General features: G+C 60.3%; 20 protein-coding genes. 7 read left to right on the plus strand and 13 right to left on the minus strand.

All coding sequences use genetic code 11. The features are described 5' to 3' along the window. Positions 1–4: 4 nt before the first annotated feature. The 6 genes from ccoO (AB4N82_RS17735) to ccoN (AB4N82_RS17760) form a co-directional block, all read right to left on the minus strand. Positions 5–613, minus strand: coding sequence for a cytochrome-c oxidase, cbb3-type subunit II (gene ccoO, locus AB4N82_RS17735; RefSeq protein WP_003193167.1), 609 nt, complete (start codon positions 611–613; stop codon positions 5–7). Then, positions 613–2,055, minus strand: a complete 1,443-nt coding sequence (gene ccoN, locus AB4N82_RS17740; protein WP_032887677.1) for a cytochrome-c oxidase, cbb3-type subunit I — start codon at positions 2,053–2,055, stop codon at positions 613–615. The genes ccoO (AB4N82_RS17735) and ccoN (AB4N82_RS17740) overlap by 1 nt, the downstream gene beginning before the upstream one ends. Before the next feature lie 350 nt (positions 2,056–2,405). After that, positions 2,406–3,353, minus strand: a complete 948-nt coding sequence (ccoP, locus tag AB4N82_RS17745) for a cytochrome-c oxidase, cbb3-type subunit III (RefSeq protein ID WP_032887679.1) — start codon at positions 3,351–3,353, stop codon at positions 2,406–2,408. Further along, entirely contained in the window at positions 3,350–3,550 is a 201-nt protein-coding gene (locus tag AB4N82_RS17750) for a cbb3-type cytochrome oxidase subunit 3 (protein WP_032887681.1), read from the minus strand. The genes ccoP and AB4N82_RS17750 overlap by 4 nt, the downstream gene beginning before the upstream one ends. A gap of 3 nt (positions 3,551–3,553) precedes the next feature. Continuing rightward, positions 3,554–4,162: a cytochrome-c oxidase, cbb3-type subunit II gene (ccoO, locus tag AB4N82_RS17755; protein WP_032887682.1), complete on the minus strand. Its 609-nt coding sequence runs from the start codon at positions 4,160–4,162 to the stop codon at positions 3,554–3,556. Positions 4,163–4,172: 10 nt separating this feature from the next. Next, positions 4,173–5,597 carry a cytochrome-c oxidase, cbb3-type subunit I gene (ccoN, locus tag AB4N82_RS17760; RefSeq protein WP_032887684.1) on the minus strand — a complete coding sequence of 475 codons (1,425 nt, stop codon included), beginning with the start codon at positions 5,595–5,597 and terminating at the stop codon, positions 4,173–4,175. Positions 5,598–5,676: 79 nt separating this feature from the next. Between ccoN (AB4N82_RS17760) and AB4N82_RS17765 the strand changes: the two genes are divergently transcribed. Next, entirely contained in the window at positions 5,677–6,369 is a 693-nt protein-coding gene (locus tag AB4N82_RS17765; RefSeq protein ID WP_122764556.1) for an alpha/beta fold hydrolase, read from the plus strand. A gap of 254 nt (positions 6,370–6,623) precedes the next feature. Here the strand turns inward: AB4N82_RS17765 and AB4N82_RS17770 are convergent, their stop codons facing one another. The 3 genes from AB4N82_RS17770 to AB4N82_RS17780 all read right to left on the minus strand — a co-directional run bounded on the left by AB4N82_RS17770 (position 6,624) and on the right by AB4N82_RS17780 (position 11,160). Then, on the minus strand, positions 6,624–8,189 hold the full coding sequence (locus AB4N82_RS17770) for a methyl-accepting chemotaxis protein (RefSeq protein ID WP_032887688.1): 1,566 nt from the start codon (positions 8,187–8,189) through the stop codon (positions 6,624–6,626). 384 nt (positions 8,190–8,573) lie between these two features. After that, the gene (locus AB4N82_RS17775) at positions 8,574–9,470 is read right to left on the minus strand and encodes a DMT family transporter (protein WP_122757014.1); all 897 of its coding nucleotides are present in this window, start codon (positions 9,468–9,470) and stop codon (positions 8,574–8,576) included. Positions 9,471–9,534: 64 nt separating this feature from the next. Further along, positions 9,535–11,160: a methyl-accepting chemotaxis protein gene (locus tag AB4N82_RS17780; RefSeq protein ID WP_095185387.1), complete on the minus strand. Its 1,626-nt coding sequence runs from the start codon at positions 11,158–11,160 to the stop codon at positions 9,535–9,537. A 388-nt stretch (positions 11,161–11,548) separates the two neighbouring features. Between AB4N82_RS17780 and aceK the strand changes: the two genes are divergently transcribed. Beyond that, positions 11,549–13,270 carry a bifunctional isocitrate dehydrogenase kinase/phosphatase gene (aceK, locus tag AB4N82_RS17785; RefSeq protein ID WP_032887694.1) on the plus strand — a complete coding sequence of 574 codons (1,722 nt, stop codon included), beginning with the start codon at positions 11,549–11,551 and terminating at the stop codon, positions 13,268–13,270. A gap of 42 nt (positions 13,271–13,312) precedes the next feature. Here aceK and AB4N82_RS17790 read toward each other — a convergent pair whose 3' ends face one another. Further along, positions 13,313–13,867 (minus strand): hypothetical protein, encoded by a 555-nt coding sequence (locus AB4N82_RS17790; protein WP_122764557.1) that lies wholly within the window; start codon positions 13,865–13,867, stop codon positions 13,313–13,315. A 253-nt stretch (positions 13,868–14,120) separates the two neighbouring features. Here AB4N82_RS17790 and hrpA point away from each other — a divergent pair, with 253 nt between their 5' ends. The 4 genes from hrpA to AB4N82_RS17810 all read left to right on the plus strand — a co-directional run bounded on the left by hrpA (position 14,121) and on the right by AB4N82_RS17810 (position 20,360). Beyond that, positions 14,121–18,032 carry an ATP-dependent RNA helicase HrpA gene (gene hrpA / locus AB4N82_RS17795; RefSeq protein ID WP_095185390.1) on the plus strand — a complete coding sequence of 1,304 codons (3,912 nt, stop codon included), beginning with the start codon at positions 14,121–14,123 and terminating at the stop codon, positions 18,030–18,032. A 327-nt stretch (positions 18,033–18,359) separates the two neighbouring features. Next, positions 18,360–19,481 (plus strand): beta-ketoacyl-ACP synthase III, encoded by a 1,122-nt coding sequence (locus AB4N82_RS17800; protein ID WP_460102426.1) that lies wholly within the window; start codon positions 18,360–18,362, stop codon positions 19,479–19,481. Positions 19,482–19,518: 37 nt separating this feature from the next. Continuing rightward, complete coding sequence (locus AB4N82_RS17805) at positions 19,519–20,133, plus strand: RNA polymerase sigma factor (protein ID WP_032887701.1); 615 nt, start codon at positions 19,519–19,521, stop codon at positions 20,131–20,133. After that, the gene (locus AB4N82_RS17810; RefSeq protein ID WP_032887702.1) at positions 20,127–20,360 is read left to right on the plus strand and encodes an anti-sigma factor family protein; all 234 of its coding nucleotides are present in this window, start codon (positions 20,127–20,129) and stop codon (positions 20,358–20,360) included. Before AB4N82_RS17805 ends, AB4N82_RS17810 begins: the two co-directional genes overlap by 7 nt. A gap of 120 nt (positions 20,361–20,480) precedes the next feature. On the opposite strand, the gene AB4N82_RS17815 is transcribed toward AB4N82_RS17810, so the two are convergent. Continuing rightward, the gene (locus tag AB4N82_RS17815; RefSeq protein ID WP_032887704.1) at positions 20,481–21,827 is read right to left on the minus strand and encodes a putative porin; all 1,347 of its coding nucleotides are present in this window, start codon (positions 21,825–21,827) and stop codon (positions 20,481–20,483) included. Positions 21,828–22,110: 283 nt separating this feature from the next. Here AB4N82_RS17815 and AB4N82_RS17820 point away from each other — a divergent pair, with 283 nt between their 5' ends. Continuing rightward, the gene (locus AB4N82_RS17820) at positions 22,111–23,235 is read left to right on the plus strand and encodes a GNAT family N-acetyltransferase (protein WP_032887706.1); all 1,125 of its coding nucleotides are present in this window, start codon (positions 22,111–22,113) and stop codon (positions 23,233–23,235) included. Between the two features lie 12 nt (positions 23,236–23,247). On the opposite strand, the gene aqpZ is transcribed toward AB4N82_RS17820, so the two are convergent. Together aqpZ and AB4N82_RS17830 are read right to left on the minus strand one after the other, a co-directional pair. Further along, complete coding sequence (aqpZ, locus tag AB4N82_RS17825; protein ID WP_122764558.1) at positions 23,248–23,949, minus strand: aquaporin Z; 702 nt, start codon at positions 23,947–23,949, stop codon at positions 23,248–23,250. Positions 23,950–24,274: 325 nt separating this feature from the next. After that, positions 24,275–26,107 carry an ABC transporter ATP-binding protein gene (locus AB4N82_RS17830; RefSeq protein WP_095185393.1) on the minus strand — a complete coding sequence of 611 codons (1,833 nt, stop codon included), beginning with the start codon at positions 26,105–26,107 and terminating at the stop codon, positions 24,275–24,277. Positions 26,108–26,152: the final 45 nt, after the last annotated feature.

A 26,152-nucleotide genomic window follows, 5' to 3' on the forward strand; every position in this document is an offset into this window, starting at 1 on the left:
AGAATCACCGTTTGCTTTTGATGATGGTGCCCAGGCCTTGCAGGTAGGCCACCAATGCGTCCATTTCGGTCTTGCCCTTTACGGCTGCGGCTGCACCGGCGATGTCTTCGTCGGTGTAGGGCACGCCCAGGGTGCGCAAGACTTCCATCTTCTTCGCGGTGTCCTTGCCGTCGAGCTTGTTTTCCACGAGGAACGGGTACGCCGGCATTTTCGACTCAGGCACCACGTTGCGCGGGTTGTACAAGTGCGCACGTTGCCAGTCATCGGAGTAACGCCCGCCAACACGGGCCAGGTCAGGTCCGGTGCGCTTGGAACCCCATAGGAACGGGTGGTCCCATACGCTTTCGCCGGCGACCGAGTAGTGGCCGTAGCGTTCGGTTTCGGCGCGGAACGGGCGGATCATCTGCGAGTGGCAGCCCACGCAACCGTTGGCGATGTAGACGTCGCGGCCTTCCAGTTCAAGGGCGGTGCGCGGCTTCATGCCTTCCACCGGCTTGTTGGTCACGTCCTGGAAAAACAGCGGAACGATCTGGGTCAGGCCGCCGATACTCACGGCGATGACCATGAAGAAGGCCAGCAGGCCGATATTCTTCTCGACTACTTCATGCTTCATCAGTGGGCTCCCACAACGGCGATCTTGGCGGCGGCTTCGGCTTCTGCGGGGTCCGAGGCACGCACGGTGCGCCAGACGTTGTAGGCCATGAACAGCATGCCGGCAGCGAAGAACGCACCGCCCAGGGCGCGGACGATGTAGCCCGGATGGCTGGCTTGCAGCGCTTCGACGAACGAGTAGGTGAGGGTGCCGTCATCGTTGATCGCACGCCACATCAGGCCTTGGGTGATGCCGTTGACCCACATCGAAGCGATGTAGAGCACGGTACCGATGGTGGCCAGCCAGAAGTGCGTGTTGATCAGCCCGACGCTGTGCATCTGCGCACGGCCGAACAGTTTGGGGATCATGTGGTACAGCGCACCGATGGAGATCATCGCCACCCAACCGAGGGCACCGGCGTGAACGTGGCCGATGGTCCAGTCGGTGTAGTGGGAGAGCGAGTTGACGGTCTTGATTGCCATCATCGGCCCTTCGAAGGTCGACATACCGTAGAACGCCAGGGATACCACAAGGAAGCGCAGGATCGGGTCGGTGCGCAATTTATGCCAGGCACCCGAGAGGGTCATCATGCCGTTGATCATGCCGCCCCAGCTCGGAGCCAACAGGATGATCGACATCGCCATGCCCAGGGACTGCGCCCAGTCCGGCAGTGCGGTGTAGTGCAAGTGGTGCGGGCCGGCCCAGATGTAGAGGGTGATCAATGCCCAGAAGTGCACGATGGACAAACGGTACGAGTAAATAGGACGTTCGGCCTGTTTCGGCACGAAGTAGTACATCATCCCCAGAAAACCGGTGGTGAGGAAAAAGCCTACGGCGTTATGCCCGTACCACCACTGGATCATCGCGTCCGTCGCGCCGGCATACGCCGAGTAGGACTTGAACAGGCTGACCGGCAGCGATGCGTGATTGACGATGTGCAGCATCGCCGTGACCACGATGAACGCACCGTAGAACCAGTTGCCCACGTAGATGTGCTTGGTTTTGCGCTTGACGATGGTGCCGAAGAACACCGCACCGTAGGTCACCCACACAATCGCCAGCAAAATGGCGATCGGCCATTCCAGCTCGGCGTATTCCTTGGTGGTGGTGTAGCCCAGTGGCAGGCTGACGATGGCGCCGACGATGACCGCCTGCCAACCCCAGAAGGTAAAGGCGGCGAGGCCATCGGAGATCAGTCGCGTCTGGCAGGTTCGCTGCACGACATAGTAGGAGGTGGCAAACAATGCACATCCGCCGAAGGCGAAAATCACCAGGTTGGTGTGCAGCGGGCGTAGGCGACCGAAGGTCGTCCATGGCAAGTCGAAATTCAATTCCGGCCAAACCAGTTGCGAGGCGATGAACACCCCGAGCCCCATGCCAAGAATCCCCCAGACCACCGTCATGATGGCGAACTGGCGGACTACCTTATAGTTATAAGCAGTCGGACTGATTGCTGTGCTCATTCTAAGGTTCCACGGTTTAGGTTTTTTTATAGGTAAAATCGGCCGCAAGTATGTAGAAAGCGAGGGGCCATTGCAACGCAATGGCTGACCTGGATCAATGCGTTCCACGCCAGATTCTGCGCCCTTTCCATGTTTGGCGTAAGGACAAAATCAGAAATCGAAAGCTGATCGAGTGGACAGGAAATTTTGGGGGTCGCAACGACTGTCGTCGCGTACGCCAAGATCGGTCCGCTGTGCAAGCAAGCGTAGACCCGAATGGCAGTAGGGGAAAGTTGTGCTTTGGAGGGGTGTGACACTTGGTCGCGTAGCGCGGTAGAGCTGCCGCCCCAAATTGGGGCGGCAGTCAGGTGTTACTGAGCTGCGCTTTCTGGCATTGCACCATCAGCGTTGTGAGACAGGCTGTACACGTAAGCTGCGAGCAGGTGCACTTTGTCGTTGCCCTGCAACAGTTCCTGCGCCGGCATCTGGCCCTGACGGCCGTGACGAATGGTCTGCTGCAATTGCGCCAGGCTGGTGCCGTAGATATAGCCGCCTGGCAGCGTCAGGTTCGGCGCCCCCATGACTTCCATACCGTGGCCTTCCGGCCCATGGCAGGCCACGCAGGTGGTGTTGAACGCCGCTTTGCCCGCATCCAGGTCGGCAGTGCTATCGGCCGGCAGTGGCAACTTGGCCAAATCGTGACGTACATAGGCAGCGACGTTCTTCACACCGTCGTCACCCAGCACCGTACCCCAGGCCGGCATCGCCGCGTGGCGACCGTTCAGGATGGTGGTCTTGATGGCCTCAGCCGAGCCGCCCCAGCGCCAGATGTTGTCTGCCAGGTTAGGGAAGCCGAACGCGCCCTTGGCGTCCGAGCCGTGACACACCGCGCAGTTGGACGCGAACAGGCGACCGCCCATCTTCAGCGCTTGCGGGTCTTTAGCGACTTCTTCCACGGGCATGGCCGAGAATTTGGCGAAGATCGGCCCGAACTTGGTGTCGGCCTTGGCCATCTCCTTGTCCCACTCCTTGGCCGAGGTCCAACCGTCTTCATAGCCCGGCAGCACACCTTTCCAGTTCCCCAGGCCCGGGTAGAGCACCAGGTAGCCGACCGCAAACACCAGGGTGCCGGCGAACAGCATGAACCACCACTGGGGCAGCGGGTTGTCGTATTCCTCGATACCGTCGAAGGCGTGGCCCATGGTCTGGTCGACACTGCCCTTGGTCTCGCCCTTGCGGGTGGCGATCAATAGCCAGGTCAGCCCGATCAGGCTGCCGAGGGTCAGTACGCAGATCCATGTACTCCAGAATAGGGTCATGGCCGATTGCTCCTTGTTGCTGGCTCTTCTTGAGCGTCGGATGGAGAAGGTTCATCGGCGAAGGGCAGCAGGCGCGCCTGCTCGAATTCCTCATTGCGCCGGTTGTTGAACACCCACAGCGACAGGCCGATAAAGGCGATGGCAACGACCAGCGTGCCAAGGCCGCGGATGGTGCCCGCATCGAATTCAAATCCCATGGCTCACCTCTTGCTCTTGATGGCAGTGCCGAGTACTTGCAGGTACGAAACCAGCGCGTCCATCTCGGTCTTGCCCTTGAGGCTGGCCACGGCGCCACTGATGTCGTCGTCGGTGTATGGCACGCCGAGGGTGCGCATTACTTTCAACTTGTTCTCGGTGTGGCTGCTGTCGACCTGGGCCGTGACCAGCCACGGGTAGGCCGGCATCTTCGACTCGGGCACTACGTTGCGCGGGTTGTACAAGTGCGCGCGGTGCCAGTCGTCCGAGTAGCGGGCGCCAACGCGGGCCAGATCCGGGCCGGTGCGCTTGGAGCCCCACAGGAACGGGTGATCCCACACGCTTTCGCCCGCCACCGAGTAGTGACCGTAGCGTTCGGTTTCGGCGCGGAACGGACGGATCATCTGCGAGTGGCACTGCACGCAGCCTTCGCGGATGTAGATGTCGCGGCCTTCCAGTTGCAGCGCGGTGTACGGCTTCATGCCTTCCACCGGCTTGTTGGTCACGTCCTGGAAGAACAGCGGGACGATCTGGGTCAGGCCGCCGATGCTCACGGCGAGCACCATGAGCAGCATCAGCAGGCCGACGTTCTTTTCAATCGTTTCGTGTTTCATCACAGACTCCTCAGGCCAGCTGCGCAGTGGTGGCGGCTTCGACAGGCTGCGGCGAACGCACGGTGCGCCACGTGTTGTAAGCCATCAGGAACATGCCGCTGAGGAACACCGCACCGCCCACCAGCCGCACGATGAAGCCTGGATGGCTGGCCACCAGGGTTTCGACGAAGGAGTAGGTCAAGGTGCCGTCTTCGTTGATCGCACGCCACATCAGGCCCTGGGCGATGCCGTTGACCCACATCGAGGCGATGTAGAGCACGGTGCCGATGGTGGCCAGCCAGAAGTGCGCGTTGATCAGGCCGAGGCTGTACATCTGCTCGCGACCGAAGACTTTCGGGATCATGTGGTACAGCGCGCCGATGGAGATCATCGCCACCCAACCGAGGGCGCCGGCGTGTACGTGGCCGATGGTCCAGTCGGTGTAGTGGGAGAGGGCGTTGACGGTCTTGATCGCCATCATCGGGCCTTCGAAGGTCGACATGCCGTAGAACGCCAGGGACACCACCAAAAAGCGCAGGATCGGGTCGCTGCGCAACTTATGCCAGGCGCCCGAGAGGGTCATCATCCCGTTGATCATGCCGCCCCAGCTCGGAGCCAGCAGTACCAGAGACATCACCATGCCCAGGGACTGCGCCCAGTCCGGCAGCGCGGTGTAGTGCAAGTGGTGCGGACCGGCCCAGATGTACAGGGTGATCAGCGCCCAGAAGTGCACGATGGACAAGCGATAGGAATACACCGGACGTTCGGCCTGCTTGGGCACGAAGTAGTACATCATCCCCAGGAAGCCTGCGGTGAGGAAAAAGCCTACCGCGTTGTGCCCATACCACCACTGCACCATGGCATCCGTCGCACCGCCGTAGAGGCTGTAGGACTTGGTCAGGCTGACCGGGATTTCCAGGTTGTTGACGATATGCAGGATCGCCACGGTGATGATGAACGCACCGAAGAACCAGTTACCGACGTAGATGTGCTTGGTGTTGCGCTTCATCACCGTGCCGAAGAACACGATGGCGTAGGCCACCCAGACAATGGTGATCAGGATGTCGATCGGCCATTCCAGCTCGGCGTATTCCTTGGAACTGGTGTAGCCCAGCGGCAAGGTGATCGCAGCCAGCAGGATGACCAACTGCCAACCCCAGAAGCAAAACGCGGCGATTTTCGGCGCGAACAGCTGCGTTTGGCAGGTGCGTTGCACCGAGTAGAACGAGCTGGCAAACAGTGCGCAGCCGCCGAAAGCGAAGATCACCGCGTTGGTGTGCAGCGGGCGCAAGCGGCCGAAGCTGGTCCAGGGCAAATCGAAGTTGAGTGCGGGCCAAACCAATTGGGCGGCGAGAAAAACCCCGAGCCCCATGCCGACGATGCCCCACACCACCGTCATAATGGCGAATTGGCGGACCACCTTGTAGTTATAGGCGGTACTTAAAGTAGTGTTCATGGTTCCCCATCCACGGTTCAACCCAAGCAAATGCGGCACTTGGGCTGGAGTTATAGGCAGACTAAATAGCGAGGCAAGCATGGGCAAAGAGCACAAGGCCAGTATTGACGGGGATCAATGGGCGCAGTGTGTGCGGGAACACGGCTGGTTGTGGGATGTCGCGAAAGGGTCTATCGCGCATACGCCGGTGACGCTGATCCTGGCCCACGGCGCCGGCGCACCGATGGACTCATCCTTCATGAACGACATGGCTGCACGCCTTGCCGGGCATGGCGTCAACGTGTTGCGCTTCGAGTTTCCCTACATGGCCCAGCGTCGATTGGGCGGTGGCAAACGCCCACCCAACCCGGCGCCGAAACTGCTGGAAGCCTGGCGCGAAGTGCATGCCGAGGTGCGACGTCATGTCGCTGGGAAACTCGCCATTGGTGGCAAGTCCATGGGCGGGCGCATGGCGAGTCTGTTGGCCGATGAATTGGCTGCGGACGCGTTGGTGTGCCTGGGCTATCCGTTCTATGCGGTGGGCAAGCCGGAAAAACCGAGGGTCGAGCATTTGGTCGAGCTAAAGACGCCGACGTTGATTGTGCAGGGCGAGCGCGATGCGCTGGGCAATCGGGCGACGGTGGAGGGGTATGTGTTGTCACCGAGCATCGAGGTGATGTGGCTGGTGGCGGGGGATCATGATTTGAAGCCGTTGAAGGCTTCGGGGTTTAGTCATGAGCAGCATTTGGAGGCTGCGGCGGTGCAGGTCGCCAGGTTTCTCGGCGCCTGTTAGGGACGTATCGGGACGTAGGTATCTACACATCTTCGATGCAAACATACCCTGAGAAAACGAGGCTCTTGTGGGGAGCGGGCTTGCCCCGCGCTGGGCTGCGCAGCAGCCCCAAAACCTGCCAGTCGGGTGTTGCTGAAAAAATGCGGTGTCTGGGTTAGGGCTGCTTCGCAGCCCAGCGCGGGCAAGCCCGCTCACCACAGAGTTGTGTGTCTGCCTTTAGGCGTTGTGTAGATAACCCTGCCCCCGGTAGCGGTCTAGCGGTTAAAACGCTCCACCAGCGAGTACTGGGTATTGGCGGTATGCGTCAATTCCTCACTCAACTGCGCCGAGTTCATCGCCTGCTCTGAGGTCTGATCTGCCAACAGCGCAATGGTGCTGATGTTACGGCTGATCTCTTCGGCTACCGAGCTTTGCTCTTCAGTCGCCGCTGCAATTTGCGTGGTCATGTCAGTGATATGCGCCACCGCCTCACTGATGCCCACCAACGCCTGATCCGCTTCCATCACCCGCGCCACACCTTCTTCGGCCTGGCGATGCCCGGCGTCCATGGTTTGCACAGCGGCGGCGGCGGTGTGTTGCAGCTTGGCGATCAGAGCATGGATCTGCCCGGTCGACTCGGCCGTACGCTGCGCCAGCTGCCGTACTTCGTCGGCTACCACGGCAAAGCCACGGCCCATCTCGCCGGCACGAGCGGCTTCGATAGCGGCGTTCAATGCCAACAGGTTGGTCTGGTCGGCAATGCCCTTGATCACGTCAACAACGCCGCCGATCTCATCGCTGTCCTTGGCCAGTTGAGTGACGGTCACGCCCGTCTCACCCACGGCAACCGACAGACGCTGAATGGCCTCGCGGGTTTCCCCGGCGATATCGCGGCCGCGACCGGTCAAGCGATTGGCTTCCTGGGTGGCGTCAGCCGTGCGCTGCACATGGCTGGCGACTTCCTGGGTGGTCGCCGCCATCTGGTTGACCGCTGTGGCCACCTGTTCGGTTTCCACGCGCTGGCGTTCCAGGCCGCTGGAGCTGTTGTGGGCCAGGGTGTTGGACTGCGCCGCTTGCTCGTTGAGATGCTCAGCAGTGTCCTGCAAGCGCGTAAGGCATGTCTTTAGACGCGCTTCCTGGCTGAGGATCGACATCTCCAGGCGCGCCTGAGCGCCACGGCTGTCGGTGTACATCTGCGCGATCAACGGGTCGGAGGTGGTCTGCTCGGCCAAACGCAGCAGGCGCTTGAGACCGCGCTGTTGCCAGCTCAGGCCCAGCAGGCCCAACGGCACCGACAAACCCGCCGCCAGGGCAAAGCCCCAGTGGGAGTTGAGCGACACGCCAATCATGAAGCTCAACTGGCTGATCAGGATAAACGGCAGCCAGTCCTGCAACACCGGCAGCCACTTGTCCCGCTGGGGAACGGCCGACTTGCCCTGGTTGATACGTTGGTAGAGCGCTTCGGCCCGGCGGATCTGCTCGGCGGTAGGCTTGATGCGCACCGATTCGTAGCCGACTACCTGATTGCCTTCAAAGACCGGCGTCACATAGGCGTTAACCCAGTAGTGATCGCCCGTCTTGCAGCGGTTCTTAACGATGCCCATCCATGGCAAGCCTTGTTTGAGCGTGGCCCACATATGCCCGAACACCGCCGCCGGCACGTCCGGGTGACGAACCAGGTTGTGCGGGGCGCGTACCAGTTCTTCGCGACTAAACCCACTGATCTCGACGAATGCATCGTTGCAGTAGGTGATCACGCCTTTGGCATCTGTGGTTGAGATCAACCGTTGCTGAGCGGGGAAGGTACGTTCGCGCTGGGTAACGGGTTGGTTATTACGCATGGTTGTTCAATCCGCAAGGCTTTCAGGGGGTATCGACCGGAACGGGGGTTTATTTAACTTATTTTTGCAACAATCCCTCGGTCGGACGCCACCTCACTGTTCTATTTGAGTTTTCCGGTATTGAGAATGTCGATCGCCATAGGCTGCTGGATAGTGCTGCGCAAATACTCGTGGATAAAAGCCATATGCTCAGTAGCGCCTTGGCTCAACTAGGTGAGTGTGGCATCTGGGTTAATGGGGTAAATACCGAAGCATCTGGAATACATTGAGAAGGCCACGGCATCCGGGGACGCGCTTTACGTCAATGCCGTTTCCGTTATAGAAGCCGGGCAGCCACTGGAGCGCCAAGCTCAGTGCCAACACGATAAACAGCCCTTGTCCCGTCTAAATCACTTTGGCCAATTTCCCCGGTCGCAACACCAACCACAACGCCCCCCCAATCAACACCCCGCCGTATAGATGCGCCATCGATAACGGTTCGTCGAGCAACAACGCCCCCCACAGCACCCCAAACGGCGGGATCAGGAAGGTAGTGGTCATCGACCTCACCGGTCCAATAGCCGTCAGCAACCGGAAGTACAAAACATACGCCAACGCTGTACACCCCAACCCCAACCCGAGCAACGATGCCCACACCTCCCAGCCACCCCAGCTCGCGGGCGGATGCAGGGCGGCGCTGTAGGCGAAGAGCGGCAACAGAAATAACGTCGCGCCGAGCATGCTGCCCAAGGCGGACAGGCGACTGTCCAACCCGCCACGCTGGTCCAGCCAACGCCGCGCGAGGAAGCCGGCGAAGCCGTAACAGGTGGTCGCCACCAGGCAGGCCACTGCGCCCATCAACAGCTCAAGGTCAAAGGCCACCGGCCCGGCGCGCGTGAGTACGCCTACACCAAGCAGGCCAAGGCTCACCCCGGCGATTTTTGAAGCGGTGAGCCGTTCGCTGAAGAACAGCCCGCCGATCAATACGCCCATCAGCGGCGTGGTGGCATTAAAGATCGCCGAGTAACCGGCCGGCAGCACTTGGGCGGCCACGGAGTACATGGTCGCCGGGATCCCGGAGTTGATCACGCCGAGCAACAGGACTGTCTTGAACTTGCCCTGGAAATCCCAGCGCACTCGCATTACTGCCAGCATCACCAGCAGGCCGGCAGCGGCAATCGATACGCGGAAAAACGCGGTCGGGACGGGGCCGATTTCCGGGGCGATGATGCGCATGAACAAAAAGCTCGCGCCCCAAATGGCAGCCAGCCCCAACAGGTACAGGGTGTCGACAGGTCTCACGGAATATTCCTACATCAATAAGGCCGCGAGTGTTGCCCAGTCACCTGTCCGACACAATCACTGTTTACACGACAAACCGCGTCACCAAACCGTTGAGGTCCACTGCCAGGCGCGATAATTCCTGGCTGGCGGCCGAGGTCTGGGTAGCGCCGGCGGCGGTCTGGGTGGACAGGTCGCGGATATTCACCAGGCTGCGGTCCACTTCGCGGGCCACCAGCGCCTGTTGCTCGGCGGCGCTGGCGATCACCAGGTTGCGCTGGCTGATCTGCGAGATGGCGGCGGTGATTTTCTCAAGGGCGCTGCCGGCGCTGTTGGCCCGTTGCAGGGTCTGGCCAGCGTGCTCTGCGCTGCTGTTCAACGCTTCGACGGTGTCCTGCGTGCCTTGCTGGATACCGCTGATCATCTGCTCGATTTCTTCGGTGGAATCCTGTGTGCGCTGCGCGAGGGAACGCACCTCGTCGGCAACCACCGCAAAACCGCGCCCGGCTTCACCTGCGCGCGCCGCTTCAATCGCAGCGTTGAGGGCCAGCAGGTTGGTTTGCCCGGCAATCCCACGGATGACTTCCAGCACCTTGCTGATGTCCTGGGCCTGTACCGCCAGGCCTTCGGCTTTGTTCGAGGCGCCGAGTACTTCATCCACCAGGTTCTGGATCGAGCTGATGGTTTCGCTGATCTGGTAGTGGCCGTGCTTGCTGTCTTCATCCGAGGCCTGGGACGCTTCGGCGCTGGACACCGCATTGCCCGCCACTTCGTCCACGGCCGCGCTCATCTGGGTAACGGCGGTGGCGGCTTGTTCGATTTCATCGTTTTGCGCTTGCAGGCCGCGCGTGCTCTGTTCCATCACCGAGCTCATTTCTTCGGCGGCCGAGGCCAGTTGTTGCGCCGATTCGCTGATCCCACGGATGGTGGTCTGCAACTGCGTCTGCATGGTGACCAGGGCGCCAAGCAGTTGGGCCGGCTCATCATTGCCGCTGACGTTGATCGGTTGGCTCAAGTCGCCGGCGGCGATGGTGCGCGCCACGGACAGCGCCTGGCTGAGCGGCGCGGTGATGCTGCGGGTCAGCAGCCACGCCAGCAGCAAAGTGGCGATCAGTGCAATCACGATGATCAGGCCGACCACCCATTGCGCGCTCGAATACATCTGTGCGGCGGAGTCCGCAGCGGCTTCGACACCGTTCTGATTGAAGACGATCAGCTTTTCCAAACTCTGGGTGAGGAGGGTGCCTTGAGGCGCAAGACGGTTGTTGAGCAGGTCAATAGCGTCTTGTTGCTGATCCTTATCGATCAAATCAACCATTTGGCCGACGATCGCCAGGTAGCCGGCCACGTCGGTTTTGACCTGCTTGAGCATCTCGCGCTCTTCGTCATTGGTCAGCAGGGTTTCATGGCGGGCCAGCAGGGTTTGCAGTTCGTTGCGCTGCAGGGTAATCAGGTTTCTGCTGTTGTCACGCACCCGGGACTCATCGGTGGTCACCAGGCGCAAAGCCTCCAGGCGGATACTGGCCGCGAAGGCCGCGCTGTCGTGGATATTCTCGATGCTCGGCATCCACGACTGCTCGATGACCAGCGCGCTTTCGCGCAGCTTGGCCATCTGCCCCAGGCCGAACAGGCCAACAATCACCAGCAAGCTGGCCAACACCCCAAAACTCAGACTGGCACGCAGACCGATCCTCATGTTCCTCAATGACATCTCAATGCTCCTTGGGCAATTAGAACCTGCTCCCGGATCGGTCTTTTGACCTTGTTAGGGTGGGAGAGGGCGCGCTGTATATCAAAGTGCCATCAAGGTGGTAATCGGGGTTTCCCTTAGTTGGATCCAACGCTTGAGGCGGGATCAAAATTGGAATTGGCACCGCTATTTCTGGCACCAAGTGCCAAGCCCCGCCGTTAGCGGCTATTGGTCAAACGGATGACGACTAATAGGTGTTTTTATTGACCGTATGGTCGAATTAAAAAAATTGAAAACAAATGTACGATGTGAACGAAGTTGTACAACGCAGCGCAAAAAATCAGCCTTCTCCTGCTTACATACACTGGCTAAGCTCAGGGCTTCCCGATGCTCGTTCGAGGTTTTCCGCATGTCGCAACCCACGCCCGCCCTCGCTATCGCCCGCACGATCCTCGACGGCTTCGACGATTACCGTGAGCACTTTCGCCAGATCACCGATGGCGCCCGCGAGCGTTTCGAAAAGGCGCAGTGGCAGCAGGGCCAGGCGGCGTCTGCGGCGCGGATCAACCTGTACGAAGAGAAGGTCTCTGAGGTGATCGCTGGCCTGCGCGCCCGTTTCGAAGACGCGGACTTACTGGATGTCGACCTGTGGCCCTTGGTCAAAAGCGCCTACATCGACTTGATCGACCTGCGTTTCGACGATGAGCTGTCCGAGACTTGGTACAACTCGATCTTCTGCGGCCTGTTCAGCCACGACCTGATCAGCGACGGCTGCATGTTTATCCACACCACTCGGCCCAGCCTGCGCCGGGCGCGGGCAGCGCAGACCCGCACCTATACGCCCGCCGGTAAAATCGGCGAGATGCTTGCGCAGATCTTTGCGGACTACCGTTTCAGCGAGCCCTACGCCGATCTGAACGCAGACCTGCAGCGCCTCGAAGCGCAATTACGGGAAAACTTGCCCGATTGGGTGTGCAAGGACCCGGACCTCAAGGTCGAGTTGTTTTCTTCGGTGCTCTACCGCAACAAAGGCGCCTATCTTGTAGGTCGCCTCTACACCCGAGAGGAACAATGGCCCCTGGTGATTCCGTTGTTGCACCGCGAAGGGCAGGGCATCCAGATCGATGCGTTGATCACCGACGAAGCCGATGTGTCGATCATCTTTTCGTTTACGCGTTCCTACTTCATGGTCGACGTACCGGTGCCCGCGGAGTTCATCGGTTTCCTCAAGCGCATCCTGCCGGGCAAGCACATTGCCGAGCTGTACACCTCTATCGGCTTCTATAAGCATGGCAAGTCGGAGTTCTATCGCGCGCTGATCAATCACCTGGCCACCACCGACGACCAATTCATCATGGCGCCGGGCGTGCGGGGCATGGTCATGAGCGTGTTCACGCTGCCGGGTTTCAACACCGTGTTCAAGATCATCAAGGACCGCTTTTCACCGTCGAAAAACGTCAACCGCGCCACGGTCATCGAGAAGTACCGGCTGGTCAAAAGCGTCGACCGTGTGGGGCGCATGGCCGATACCCAGGAGTTTGCCGACTTCCGTTTCCCCTTGAGCAAGTTCGAACCCGAGTGCCTGGCCGAGTTGCTGGAAGTCGCCGCCGGCACCGTCGAAGTAGAGGGCGACACCGTGCTCATTCGTCACTGCTGGACCGAGCGGCGCATGACCCCGCTCAACCTGTACCTCGAAAACGCCAACCCCGCCCAGGTGCGCGAAGCCCTGGAGGACTACGGCTTGGCCATCAAGCAACTGGCGGCGGCGAATATCTTCCCCGGCGACATGCTGCTGAAGAACTTCGGCGTCACCCGCCACGGCCGCGTGGTGTTTTATGACTATGACGAAATCTGCTTTCTCACCGAGGCCAATTTCCGCCACATCCCCGAGCCACGCACGCCCGAGGATGAAATGGCGTCGGAACCCTGGTACTCCATCGGTCCGCTGGACGTGTTCCCAGAAGAATTCCCGCCGTTCCTGTTCGCCGACGCCGGGCAGCGCAAGCTGTTTGATGAATTGCATGGCGAGTTGTACAACGCCGACTACTGGAAGGGACTGCAAGAAGCGATTCGCGCGGGGAAGGTGATTGATGTGTTTCCGTACCGACGCAAGGAGCGCGGTTACTCCTGAAGAGCGAGGTGTGCTGGAACCCCCGCCCTGACTCGGCTGGCGTCAGACGATGACACATACGCCCTTGGTTGCCTCCACGCCCATGCTCCTTAAATGTTGCAGCGCGGGCCTCAAGTCACTTTGCTTGGGTAAGTAATGGCCTGACGTATTGGATAGACAAACTTTCCCCAGCAGGTTTTTTTTCATATACCCGGCACTGATGATCTTCTGCGACTGACCGGGGCCAGCGCCGATTTCGGCAATGGCGGGGTGAGACATCCACTTGGGTGGCACGTTTTTGTCGATGTTGCCGACTACCAATTGGCCGCCTTGGGTAAGCACAAACTTATTCAACGAAGTTGGTTTATCCAGGATCTTCAGGTCTTTTGGCTGATTGACGTTCACCAACTGACCTCTGGGGTTTTTGGGGTTCAGCGCCGCGCCTGCCAGGTGCAGTTCCGCATTCAGGTCCCGCGCTTTTGTATTGTTCAGCAGCGCATAGCCAACGGAAGTGCGGCAGGGTAACGGCGAGCCTTTATAAGGCGTGACGTCGTGATGTGTGTTGGCGTGTGAATGCGAGAAACTGCCGCTGGTAGAGCGATGGGGATCAATAGGCATACGAAATCCTCTTGGGGGGGGGGGGCAGATTTGAACCCCGCGTCGCTCGCTCAATACATCGGATTTCAGCTTTAACGCGTGGGAACGGTGGTCGGATTTTTGTAGGAACCGTCCTTGTGATGGGGTTGCCAGCGCCGTTACCCGATGACGCAACGTCTCCCGTCCTGCCGAAATCTGCGACAATCGCGTCCATTCCATCGACTGATGCTGCGCAGGCCTCACCTGCCTCACCCAAAAGACCCTTGCCGCCCTGATGACTGACCAAGCGCCCGCTATTGACCAACTGCTGAAAAACCTCGATCACGCCATGCTCGCCGACCGCCACCGCTTGCGGCGGCAGTTGCTTGAGCTGCGCAAGAAGCCCGACGAGGAAAAACTGGCGCAGTGGGTCACGCGCATGCAGGCGTCCTGCGCCCAGGTCACGGCACGGCGCGCCAGCCTGCCGGTGATTCGCTACGACGACAGCCTGCCGATTGCCGCCAAGCGCGACGAGATCAAGGACGCGCTGAACAAACATCAGGTGCTGATCATTGCCGGCGAAACCGGTTCGGGTAAAACCACCCAGTTACCGAAAATCTGCCTGGAAATCGGTCGCGGCCAGTACGGTTTGATCGGCCACACCCAGCCACGCCGGATTGCCGCGCGCAGCGTTGCCAGCCGGGTTGCCGAAGAGTTGGCCACGCCTTTGGGCGCGTTGGTGGGCTATCAGGTCCGGTTCGAGGATCAGAGCGATTCCAACACCCTGATCAAGCTGATGACTGACGGCATCCTGCTGGCGGAAACCCAGAACGACCGTTACCTGGAACGCTACGACACGATCATCGTCGACGAAGCCCACGAACGCAGCCTGAACATCGACTTCCTGCTCGGTTACCTGAAAACCCTGCTACCGCGTCGCCCGGACCTCAAAGTCATCATCACCTCGGCCACCATCGACCTGGAGCGCTTTTCCAAGCACTTCGACGATGCACCGATTGTCGAGGTCTCGGGTCGCACGTTCCCGGTGGACACGTGGTACCGCCCGCTGACTCTGGAACAGGACGAAGAGGGCAACCGCGTCGAGGATGACTTGACCGTTGACCAGGCGATTCTCGCCACCCTCGATGAAATCGCCGCTTACGAGCGCAGCGAACGGCGCAGCCCCGGCGATGTGTTGGTGTTTTTGCCGGGCGAGCGCGAGATTCGTGACGCCGCCGAGATGCTGCGCAAGGCCCAGCTCAAGCACACGGAAATCCTGCCGCTGTACGCGCGCCTGTCACCGGCCGAGCAGCAGCGGATTTTCCAATCCCACCCGGGCCGGCGCGTGGTGCTGGCGACCAACGTCGCGGAAACCTCGCTGACCGTGCCTGGCATTCGTTATGTGATCGACAGCGGCACCGCGCGCATCAGCCGCTACAGCTACCGCGCCAAGGTGCAGCGCCTGCCGATCGAGGCGATTTCCCAGGCCAGTGCCAACCAGCGTAAAGGTCGGTGCGGCCGGGTCGAGCCGGGTATCTGCATCCGTCTGTTCAGCGAAGAAGATTTTATCGGGCGGCCGGAATTTACCGATCCGGAGATCCTGCGTACCAACCTCGCCGCCGTGATCCTGCAGATGCTGCACCTGCGCTTGGGTGAAATCACCGACTTCCCGTTTATCGAACCGCCGGATGGCAAGGCGATCAGCGACGGTTTCAACCTGTTGCAAGAGCTCTCGGCCGTGGACCGCAACAGCCAACTCACCCCGCTGGGCCGCCAACTGGCGCGCCTGCCGGTGGACCCGCGCATGGGGCGCATGTTGCTGGAAGCCGCCAAGCTCGGCAGTTTGCAGGAAGTGCTGATCGTCGCCAGCGCCATGTCGATCCAGGACCCGCGCGAGCGTCCGCCGGAGCGCCAACAGGCCGCCGACCAGGCCCATGCACAGTGGAAAGATCCCGATTCGGACTTCGCCGGGCTGGTCAATTTGTGGCGCGGCTTTGAAGAACAGCGCCAGGAGCTCACGGCCAGCCCGTTGCGCAACTGGTGCCGCAAGAACTTCCTCAACTACCTGCGCCTGCGCGAGTGGCGTGATTCCCATCGCCAGTTGAGCCTGATCTGTCGTGACATGCAGCTGACCATCAACAAAGAACCGGCTGACTTCCCGAAACTGCACAAAGCGGTGCTCTCCGGCCTGCTCAGCCAGATCGGGCAGAAGACCGAAGACGGTGACTACCTCGGTGCGCGCCAGCGGCGCTTTTGGATTCATCCCTCGTCGGGTATCGGCAAGAAGCGTCCGCAATGGCTGATGACCGCCGAACTGGTGGAAACCACCAAGTTGTACGCGCGCATGGTCGCCAAGATCGACGCGGACTGGATCGAACCGCTGGCCGGGCACCTGATCAAGAAAAACCACTTCGAGCCGCATTGGGAGAAGAAGCGCGGCCAAGTGGTGGCGTTTGAGCAGATCACCTTGTTCGGGTTGATTGTGGTCGGGCGCCGGCCGGTGCATTACGGGCCGATTGACCCGGTGGTGTCCCGCGAGCTGTTTATCCGCGAAGGCCTGGTGCGCGGCGAGATTCAATCCCGCGCCAAGTGCCTCACGGCCAACCAGCAACTGCTGGAACAACTCGACGAACTGGAAGCCAAGGCCCGCCGCCGCGACATCCTGGCCGATGAAGAAACCCTGTACGCCTTCTACGACGCGCGCTTGCCGGCGGAGATCCACCAGACCGCCACCTTTGACAGCTGGTACAAGGTCAACAGCCAGAAAGACCCGCAACTGCTGATCATGCGCGAAGAAGACGTGCTCGCCCGCGAGGCCAGTGAAGTCACCGCCGCGCATTACCCGGACACCCTGCACTTGGGCGATCTGGAACTGGCCCTGAGTTACCACTTCGAACCCAACCACCCGCGCGACGGCGTGACCCTGCGCGTACCGGCGCCGCTGTTGCCGGCCTTGCCGCCGGAACGTTTGGAATGGCTGGTGCCGGGGGTGATCGAAGCCAAGTGCATCGCTCTGGTGCGCAACCTGCCTAAAGCGCTGCGCAAGAATTTCGTGCCGGTGCCGGACTTCGTAAAGGCCGCACTGCAACGCATCGAGTTCGGTCAGGGCTCGCTGCCCCAGGCGCTGGGGCGTGAACTGTTGCGCATGACCGGCGCGCGGGTCAGCGATGAAGCTTGGGCCGAGTCGGCGCAGCAGGTGGAAAGCCACCTGAAGATGAACCTGGAAGTGGTCGACGGCCAAGGTAAGTTCCTCGGCGAAGGTCGCGACTTGGCTGAGCTGACCGCACGCTTTGCCGAAGCCAGCCAAGCCGCTTTGGCCGTGCCGCAAACGGCGAAAAGCCAGCAGCCGGTGGAAGCCAAGGTGTTCGCCGCCGTGGCCGAGAAAACCCAGCAAAAGATCGCTGGGCTGTCGATGACGGTGTACCCGGCGCTGGTGGAAGAAAACGGTACGGTCAAGGAAGGTCGCTTTTCCACCGCCGCCGAGGCTGAGTTCCAGCATCGCCGCGCGTTGCAGCGTCTGCTCATGCAGCAACTGGCGGAACCGGCGAAATTCCTGCGCGGCAAGCTACCCGGCCTCACCGAGTTGGGGCTGATGTACCGTGAATTGGGGCGTATCGATGCGCTGGTGGAAGACATCCTGCTGGCGAGCCTAGACACCTGCGTGCTCGAAGGCGAAGCCAGCCTGCCGCGTGATGGCGCTGGTTTGGCCGCTTTGGCCGAACGCAAGCGCGGCAGTTGGACCGAACACGCCGAACGCCAGGCGCGCTTGACCCTGGAGGTGCTGAAACTCTGGCACGGCTTGCAAAAGCGCTTCAAAGGCAAGATCGACCTGGCGCAGGCGGTGGCCTTGAATGACATCAAGCAGCAACTGAGTAATTTGGTCTATCCAGGTTTTGTGCGGGAAACCCCGGCGCAGTGGTTCAAGGAGCTGCCGCGTTACCTCAAGGCCATTGAGTTGCGTCTGGAAAAACTGCCGAGCCAGGTGCAAAAAGATCGGGTGTGGAGCAGCGAGCTCAGCGGGTTGTGGGCGCAATACCAGAACCGCCTGAACAAGCATGCCCAGGAAGGTAAGCGTGATCCTCAGTTGGAGCTTTATCGCTGGTGGCTGGAGGAATATCGGGTGTCGTTGTTTGCCCAGCAGTTGGGCACCAAAGTGCCAATTTCCGACAAGCGCTTGAGCAAGCAGTGGACGCTGGTCGAGGCCTGATCCCTTCACGATTTCCAGCATCAACAAGGTTTCAATGTGGGAGGGGTTTGCTCCCGATGGCGGTCTATCAGAAACAAATTCTGTAACTGACACACCGCTATCGGGAGCAAGCCCCTCCCACACATTAAAAAGGTGTTTGTCTGGGAAGTGGCGCCAAACCCCAGCGTTTGTGGCAAACTTCGCGCCCATAAATGCCGGGATCGTCGTAGCAGCGACGCGATGGAATAAAGCGATGCCAGTTTGATGTCCGCTGGGCGGAATAGAACTACTCACAGTTTGGTACGACGGTACCAATATCTTCTGCCTGACAGATTTAGAGGAACGACCGTGCATAACGTCGTCATCAGCGGCACTGGCCTTTACACCCCTGCCAACAGCATCTCTAACGAAGAGCTGGTGCAGTCTTTCAATACCTACGTGCAGCAGTTCAATGCTGACAACGCCGCTGCCATCGAGCGTGGCGAGGTGCAGGCGCTGACTGAGTCCAGCGCGGCCTTTATCGAAAAGGCGTCGGGCATCAAGAGCCGCTTCGTGATGGACAAAGACGGCATTCTCGATCCGCAGCGCATGGCCCCACGCCTGCCTGAGCGCAGCAACTACGAATGGTCGGTGCTCTGCCAGATGGCCATCGGCGCCGCCGAACAAGCCCTGCAGCGTGCAGGCAAGACCGCCGCCGACATCGACGGCGTGATCGTCGCCTGCTCCAACCTGCAGCGCGCCTACCCGGCCATTGCCATCGAAGTCCAGGAAGCCCTGGGTATCGCCGGGTTCGGTTTTGACATGAATGTGGCGTGCTCCTCGGCGACCTTCGGCATCCAGAACGCCGCCAACAGCATCCAACTCGGCCAGGCCCGGGCGATCCTGATGGTCAACCCGGAGGTCTGCACCGGCCACCTGAACTTCCGCGATCGCGATAGTCACTTCATCTTTGGTGACGCCGCCACCGCTGTGGTCCTGGAACGTGCCGACCTGGCAACGTCCGAGCACCAGTTCGATGTGGTGAGCACCAAGCTGCTGACCAAGTTTTCCAACAACATCCGCAACAACTTCGGCTTCCTCAACCGTGCGGCGGAAGAGGGCATCGGCGCGCCCGACAAGCTGTTCGTGCAGGAAGGCCGCAAAGTCTTCCGCGACGTATGCCCGATGGTGGCCGAGCTGATCGGCGTGCACCTCGAAGAAAACCAGTTGAACGTGGCCGATGTGAAACGCTTCTGGCTTCACCAGGCCAACCTGAGCATGAACCACCTGATCGTGAAGAAACTGCTGGGCCGCGAAGCCACGGTAGAAGAGGCCCCGGTGATTCTCGATACTTACGCCAATACCAGCTCTGCTGGCTCGGTGATCGCGTTTCACACCTACCAGGATGACCTGCCCAAGGGGTCGGTTGCGGTGCTCAGTTCGTTCGGTGCAGGTTATTCCATCGGCAGCGTGATCCTGCGCAAGCGTTGATCCTGCGACAGGCCTTGCAGTGAAATCGAGGTAGACAATGGCAGCAGCGGACGACGCGCATCTGCTTGAACGCCTGCTCAAGGGTGATCAACGGGCTTACAAGGAGTTGGTCACCACCTACCAGAGCGCCATGCGGGCGGTGGCATATGCCATCGTCGGCCAGCGCCATGCCGATGAAATCGTCCAGGACGCCTGGCTGTCGGTAGTGCGCAACCTGTCCAAGTTCGAAGGCCGGTCCAGCCTCAAGACCTGGCTGCTGACCATCACCGCTAACGCCGCCAAGGGACGCTACAAGCAGAATCGTCGTGAGGTGTTGCTCGACGATTTGCCTTCGCCCCACGGCACCATCGGCGATGACCGCTTTACCCCCGACGATGGCCACTGGGCGGTCGCCCCCTTTGCCTGGCATCAGGACACGCCGGAAGCCTTGCTGACCGAGGATGAGCTGCGTGATTGCCTGGAGCATACGCTGCTGAGTTTGTCGCAGTTGCAAAGCAGCGTCCTGGTGCTGCGTGAACGCCAGGGCCTGGAGTTGGAGGAGATTTGTAATCTCCTGACGCTCTCACTCTCCAATGTCCGTGTGCTGTTGCATCGAGCACGGCTTAAAGTCTTTGCCACGGTGGAGCATTTTGAGGAAACGGGCGAATGTTGACCTGTAAAGAACAAGTGGCACGTTCCAGTGACTATCTCGATGGGCAATTGACCTTTCGCGAGCGCTTGCTGGTGCGTCATCACTTGATGTTCTGCCCGAACTGCCGCCGGTTTATCCGTCAGATGCGCCTGATGCAGGCGACCCTGAAGATCATGCCGGATGAGCCGGTGAAGGATGTGGATGCCTTGGCGCAACGGCTGGCTGCCGAGCGGCTCAAGGATCAATAAAGGCGGGGTAGAAGCAGACTCGCGTGGCGCGATCGAACGGATGATGGGGATCGATCTCGCCACGCAAGGCTGTTGCAACCACCTCGGGCCGTCCTGGCCCAAGGCTTATTACACGTACTGTTAGAACTTGGCTTCTGCGTCCAACTGCAGGGTATTGGCATTGGCGTCGCGGTAACCTGCGACGCTGGCGTAGTCTGCCTTGGTCAGGAAGTAAGTCGCGCCAATGGCGAAGTTCTTGTCGATGTCGTAACCGACCTTGAACTTGTGACCCCGTGCACCGGTGAAGCCGCCGGCGAAGTCCGAGTCGGTGAGGGCACCCACCACCGCGTAACGCTGCACATCGCGGTAGTTGTAGTCCAGGTTCAGGCCAAACACCTTGGACTTGGCACCCAGCAACCAGGCTGTGTCCTTGTCTTTATCAGTGGCTTTGGTGTTTTGCACGTACTGGCCGTAGAACGACAACGGTACGGCCAGGCCGCCGATATCGATTTGGCTGAAGCCTTCGTACAGGCGGTATTCGCTGGCATTGCCGGCCGTGGTGTTCGCCACGGTTTCAGCCGGGGTCAGGCACTGGAAGGAACCGGCGGTCGGGCAGCGGCTGTCTTCGTCATTCTGGAACGCATAGACACTGCCGCCCAGCGTCAGCTTCAGGTTGTCGGTCAGGGTGAAACGCGAGCCCAACTGGCCGGCGGTCATGCGCAGGTCATTGCGAAATTGCACGCCGTCGCCATTGACGTTGTCTTTGAGGTTGTAGTTACCCAGGCTGCCGAACAGCTCGGCGCTGCTCCCCAGTGGGTATTTGTAGGTCAGGGCCAGACCTTCCGGGTTGATATCGCTATCCCAGATCACGTCGCCCATGCTGACCCACGGTTGCAGCATCTTGCCGCCGATCACGTGCAGGTTTTTGATCTGGTCCGGGTGGTAGTCGATGTAGCCCAGGTCCAGCCAGATCGACTTCTTGTTGAAGTAGCCATCCAGGTCCTGGTTGGTGGAACGGGCGTCGTCGCTGCTACCGGTAGCAATGCGGATGCCGGTATCCACTTGTGGGTTGATTTCGGTGTAGGCCCCCAGACGCGCGCGGATGCGCTCACGGTCCTTGTCCTTGCCGCCATTGTTGGGGGTGCCATCGATCTTGATGGTCTCGTGGCGGAAACGTACGTCACCCTTAAATTGTGTCTTGGCTGCCCAAGCCAGCTTCTGGTCGAAGCTGCTCAGCTCATTGGTTTTTTTCGCGGTGGCCGCGATCTGTTCGTTGCTCTCTTGCTGAGCTTGCCGGGCGATCTGCTGTTCTTTCTGGTCTTTGGCCAACTCGTTTTGCAGTTCGGTGTACTGCGAAGCGGTGATCTGGCCGTTGGCCTTGAGCATGTCGAGCAGTTTAGCGTCGACTGCAGCGCTGGCCGGAACGCTCAGGGCCAGTAACAGGCCGCCGCACAGGGCCGCCGCAGTTTTAGTGGAAGCAAGACGCATATCAATCTCCGAAAGTGAGGAGGGATGGCAAACCATCCAGGACACAACCGACCGATGACGGACGGAAAAATAGCCGACTGGTAGAACCAGGCGCTCTAAAAACAGGCGTCAGTATCGCGATGGTTTATGACGCAGCAGTGGCGAAGTGATGTCATCTGTGTGACAAATTCATTTGCTTCGGAACTATTGTTTTAGAGCCTTGTCGGGCGATTTGAGGGTGTGTGAAACCTAGCGATAAGCGATACTCGCGAAGCTTTTACGCCCTGATGTAGTGAGGATGCCGATGCCGTTGCAACGCCTGCAAAGCTTGTCCGAAATAGCCCCGCAGACCTGGGATGCCTTGGTGCCTCAGGCCCAACCGTTCGTGCGGCACGCGTTCCTGAGCGCCCTCGAAGACAGCGGCAGCGTCGGCCCGCACTCCGGCTGGCAGCCGGAGCATTTACTGCACTGGGAAGGTGATCGGCTGGTGGCGGCACTGCCGGGTTATCGCAAGTGGCATTCTTATGGCGAATACGTGTTCGATCACGGCTGGGCCGATGCCTGCGAGCGGGCCGGTATCGAGTACTACCCCAAATTGCTGACAGCTGTACCGTTCAGTCCGGTCAGTGGCCCGCGCCTGTTGGCGGCCAACGCACAGGACGGTTTCGAATTGCTCAACAGCCTGCCGGGCTACCTGGAAATCGAAGGGCTCTCCAGTGCGCATATCAACTTTACCGATGCCTTGGCCGATGAGGCCTTAGCCCTGCAACCGGGCTGGATGCAGCGCCTGGGCTGCCAGTTTCATTGGCAGAACCGTGGCTACCGTGACTTCCAGGATTTCCTCGACGCCCTGAGTTCACGCAAGCGCAAGCAGATGCGCAAAGAGCGTGAGCAGGTGGCGGGGCAGGGTATCGACTTCGAATGGTTGCAAGGCCATGAGTTGAGCGAGGCGCAGTGGGATTTTGTCTACGCCTGCTACGCCAACACCTACGCGGTGCGCCGCCAATCGCCCTACCTGACCCGCGCGTTTTTCAGCCTGCTGGCCGAACGTATGCCCGAGGCAATCCGGGTGGTGCTGGCCAAACAAGGCGCGCGGCCGGTGGCCATGGCCTTCAGCCTGATCGGCGGTGACAGCTTCTACGGCCGCTACTGGGGTTGCCTGGCGGAGTTCGACCGCCTGCATTTCGAAACCTGTTTCTACCAGGGCATGGACTACGCCATTGCCCACGGCGTGCAACGCTTCGACGCTGGCGCCCAGGGCGAGCATAAATTGATTCGCGGGTTTGAGCCGGTGATCACCCACTCCTGGCATTACCTGCGCCATCCAGGGTTGAAGAATGCCGTGGAGGATTTTCTTGAGCGTGAGCGGGTAGGGATTCTGGCGTATGCCGAAGAGGCGAGGGCGGCCCTGCCTTATCGGCAGGGCTGACCCCCGCTGGTTTCAGGCTGAGTCCTCCCTGCCCAGCCGTCGATAGGTAACACCGCCGATGACCGCACCGAGGATCGGCGCGAGCCAGAACATCCACAATTGCTGGATCGCCCACCCGCCCACGATCAGTGCCGGCCCGGTACTGCGAGCCGGGTTGACTGAGGTGTTGGTGACAGGGATGGAGATCAAGTGGATCAAGGTGAGCGCCAGGCCAATGGCGATGGGCGCGAGGCCCTTCGGGGCGCGGTGGTCGGTGGCGCCGAGGATGATCAGCACGAACATGGCCGTCATCACCAGCTCGCACACCAACCCCGCCGCCATCGAATAACCGCCCGGCGAATGCTCGCCATAGCCGTTGGAGGCCAGCCCGCCGGCCAGTTCAAAGCCAGGCTTGCCGCTGGCGATGAAGTACAACAATGCGGCGGCGACTACCCCGCCAATGACTTGGGCCACGATGTACGCCGGTAACTCCCTGGCCGGAAACCTCCCGCCCACTACCAGCCCCACCGATACCGCCGGGTTGAGGTGACAACCGCTGATATGCCCAATGGCAAACGCCATGGTCAGCACCGTGAGCCCGAACGCCAGGGACACGCCCAACAACCCGATCCCGACAGCAGGAAACGCGGCGGCCAACACCGCACTCCCGCAACCGCCTAACACCAGCCAAAACGTACCCAGCCCCTCTGTGACTGAACGCTTGAACAAAGACATGCAGCACGTCCTTGATAGATCACTCTACCGAATCAGTAAATCAATGATGCTCCCTGCAGATTTACTTCAGCGCCCGTCTGGGCACTGCACTCAGTACAGCACGGTTTTTACACAAATCCAGGCGATGAAAAAGCGCCAAAGGGCTGTGGGCGTTGGCGCGAACTGCACATTCTACTGAGTGGCTGGCTACTGAATGGCTGTGAGCAAATGTCGGAGAGGGCTTGCCCCCGATAGCCGTGTGTCAGTCACCGATGCAGCAACTGACACACCCTCATCGGGGGCAAGCCCCCTCCCACATTTTGAACGGTGTATAGGATTGAAATCCTCAGTCGATTCCGACAAACCCGCCCGTCTGGTGCTGCCACAACCGCGCATACAAGCCCTTATGGGCCAGCAACTCGGCATGGCTGCCGCTTTCGGCAATCTGGCCTTTCTCCAGCACCACCAAGCGATCCATCCGCGCAATCGTAGACAAGCGGTGTGCAATCGCAATCACGGTCTTGCCTTTCATCAGGGTTTCCAGGCTTTCCTGAATCGCCGCTTCCACTTCCGAGTCCAGGGCCGAAGTGGCTTCGTCCATGATCAGGATCGGCGCATCTTTGAGAAGCACGCGTGCGATGGCAATACGCTGACGTTGGCCACCGGAGAGTTTCACCCCGCGTTCGCCCACGTGTGCATCCAGCCCGGTGCGGCCTTCGGAGTCTGACAGCAGTGGGATGAACTCATCGGCGCGAGCCTTGTGCACGGCGGCCCAGAGCTCTTCGTCGGTGGCGTCGGGCTTGCCGTACAGCAGGTTGTCGCGGATCGAACGGTGCAGCAGCGAGGTGTCCTGCGTGATCATGCCGATTTGGGCGCGCAGGGATTCCTGGGCGACCTCGGCTATGTTCTGGCCATCGATCAGGATGCGCCCGCCTTGCAGGTCGTACAGACGCAGCAGCAGGTTGACCAGGGTCGATTTACCCGCCCCGGACGGGCCGATCAGGCCGATCTTTTCACCGGCCTTGATCTCAAGGTTCAGGCCGCCAATGATCCCGCTCTGTTTGCCGTAGTGGAAATCCACCTGCTCAAAGCGTACTTCGCCGCGGGGCACTGTCAGGCGGGGCGCGTTGTCGCGGTCAATCACCGCCAATGGCTGAGCGATGGTCTTGAGACCGTCCTGCACCATGCCGATGTTTTCGAAGATGCCGTTGACCACCCACATGATCCAGCCGGACATGTTGACGATGCGGATCACCAGACCGGTGGCCAGGGCAATCGCGCCCACGGAAATCAGCGACTGGGTCCATAGCCACAGGGCGAGGCCGGTGGTGGTGACAATCAGCAGGCCGTTCATGGTGGTGATCACGATGTCCATGCTGGTCACCACGCGGCTGGCCAACTGGGTTTTTTCGGTCTGCTCGATGATCGCTTCCTTGGCGTACTCCTGTTCGGATTGGGTGTGTGCGAACAGCTTCAAGGTGGTGATGTTGGTGTAACCGTCGACGATGCGGCCCATCAGTTTGGAGCGCGCCTCGGAGGAAATCACCGAGCGCTCCTTCACCCGTGGCACGAAGTAACGCAGTGCCAGGCTGTAGGCGATGATCCAGGTCACCAGCGGGATCATCAGGCGCCAGTCGGCCTCAGCGAACAGCACCAGCGAACTGATGGCGTAGATCGCCACGTGCCAGATCGCATCCACCGCCGCCACGGCGGAGTCGCGCAGGGAGTTGCCGGTCTGCATGATGCGTTGGGCGATACGACCGGCGAAGTCATTCTGGAAGAAGTTGAGGCTCTGTTTGAGCACATAGCTGTGGTTCTGCCAGCGAATCAGGCTGGTCATCCCGGGGCTGATGGTCTGATGCACCAGCAAGTCATGCAGTGCGCCGAAGATCGGGCGCAGCAACAGGGCGACCACGGCCATCCAGATCAGCTCGGTGCTGTGGACCTGGAAGAAGTCAGCGGGCGGGGTGCCTTGGGCGAGGTCGATGATTCGGCTCAGGTAGCTGAACAGCGCGACTTCGATCAGCGCACCGATCAGTCCCACTACCAGCAAGGCGGCAAAGTGCGGCCACACCTGGCGCAGGTAGTAGAGGTAGAAGGGCAGGACTTTATCGGGAGGGGCTTCGCTGGGTGCGTCGCGGAAAATATCGATCAGTTGTTCAAAACGACGATAGAGCATTGAGTATGACGCCCGCTGTGCGGGCTCTCCTTTCAAATGCGCGCG

The organism is Pseudomonas sp. H1_D04, assembly GCF_054683855.1.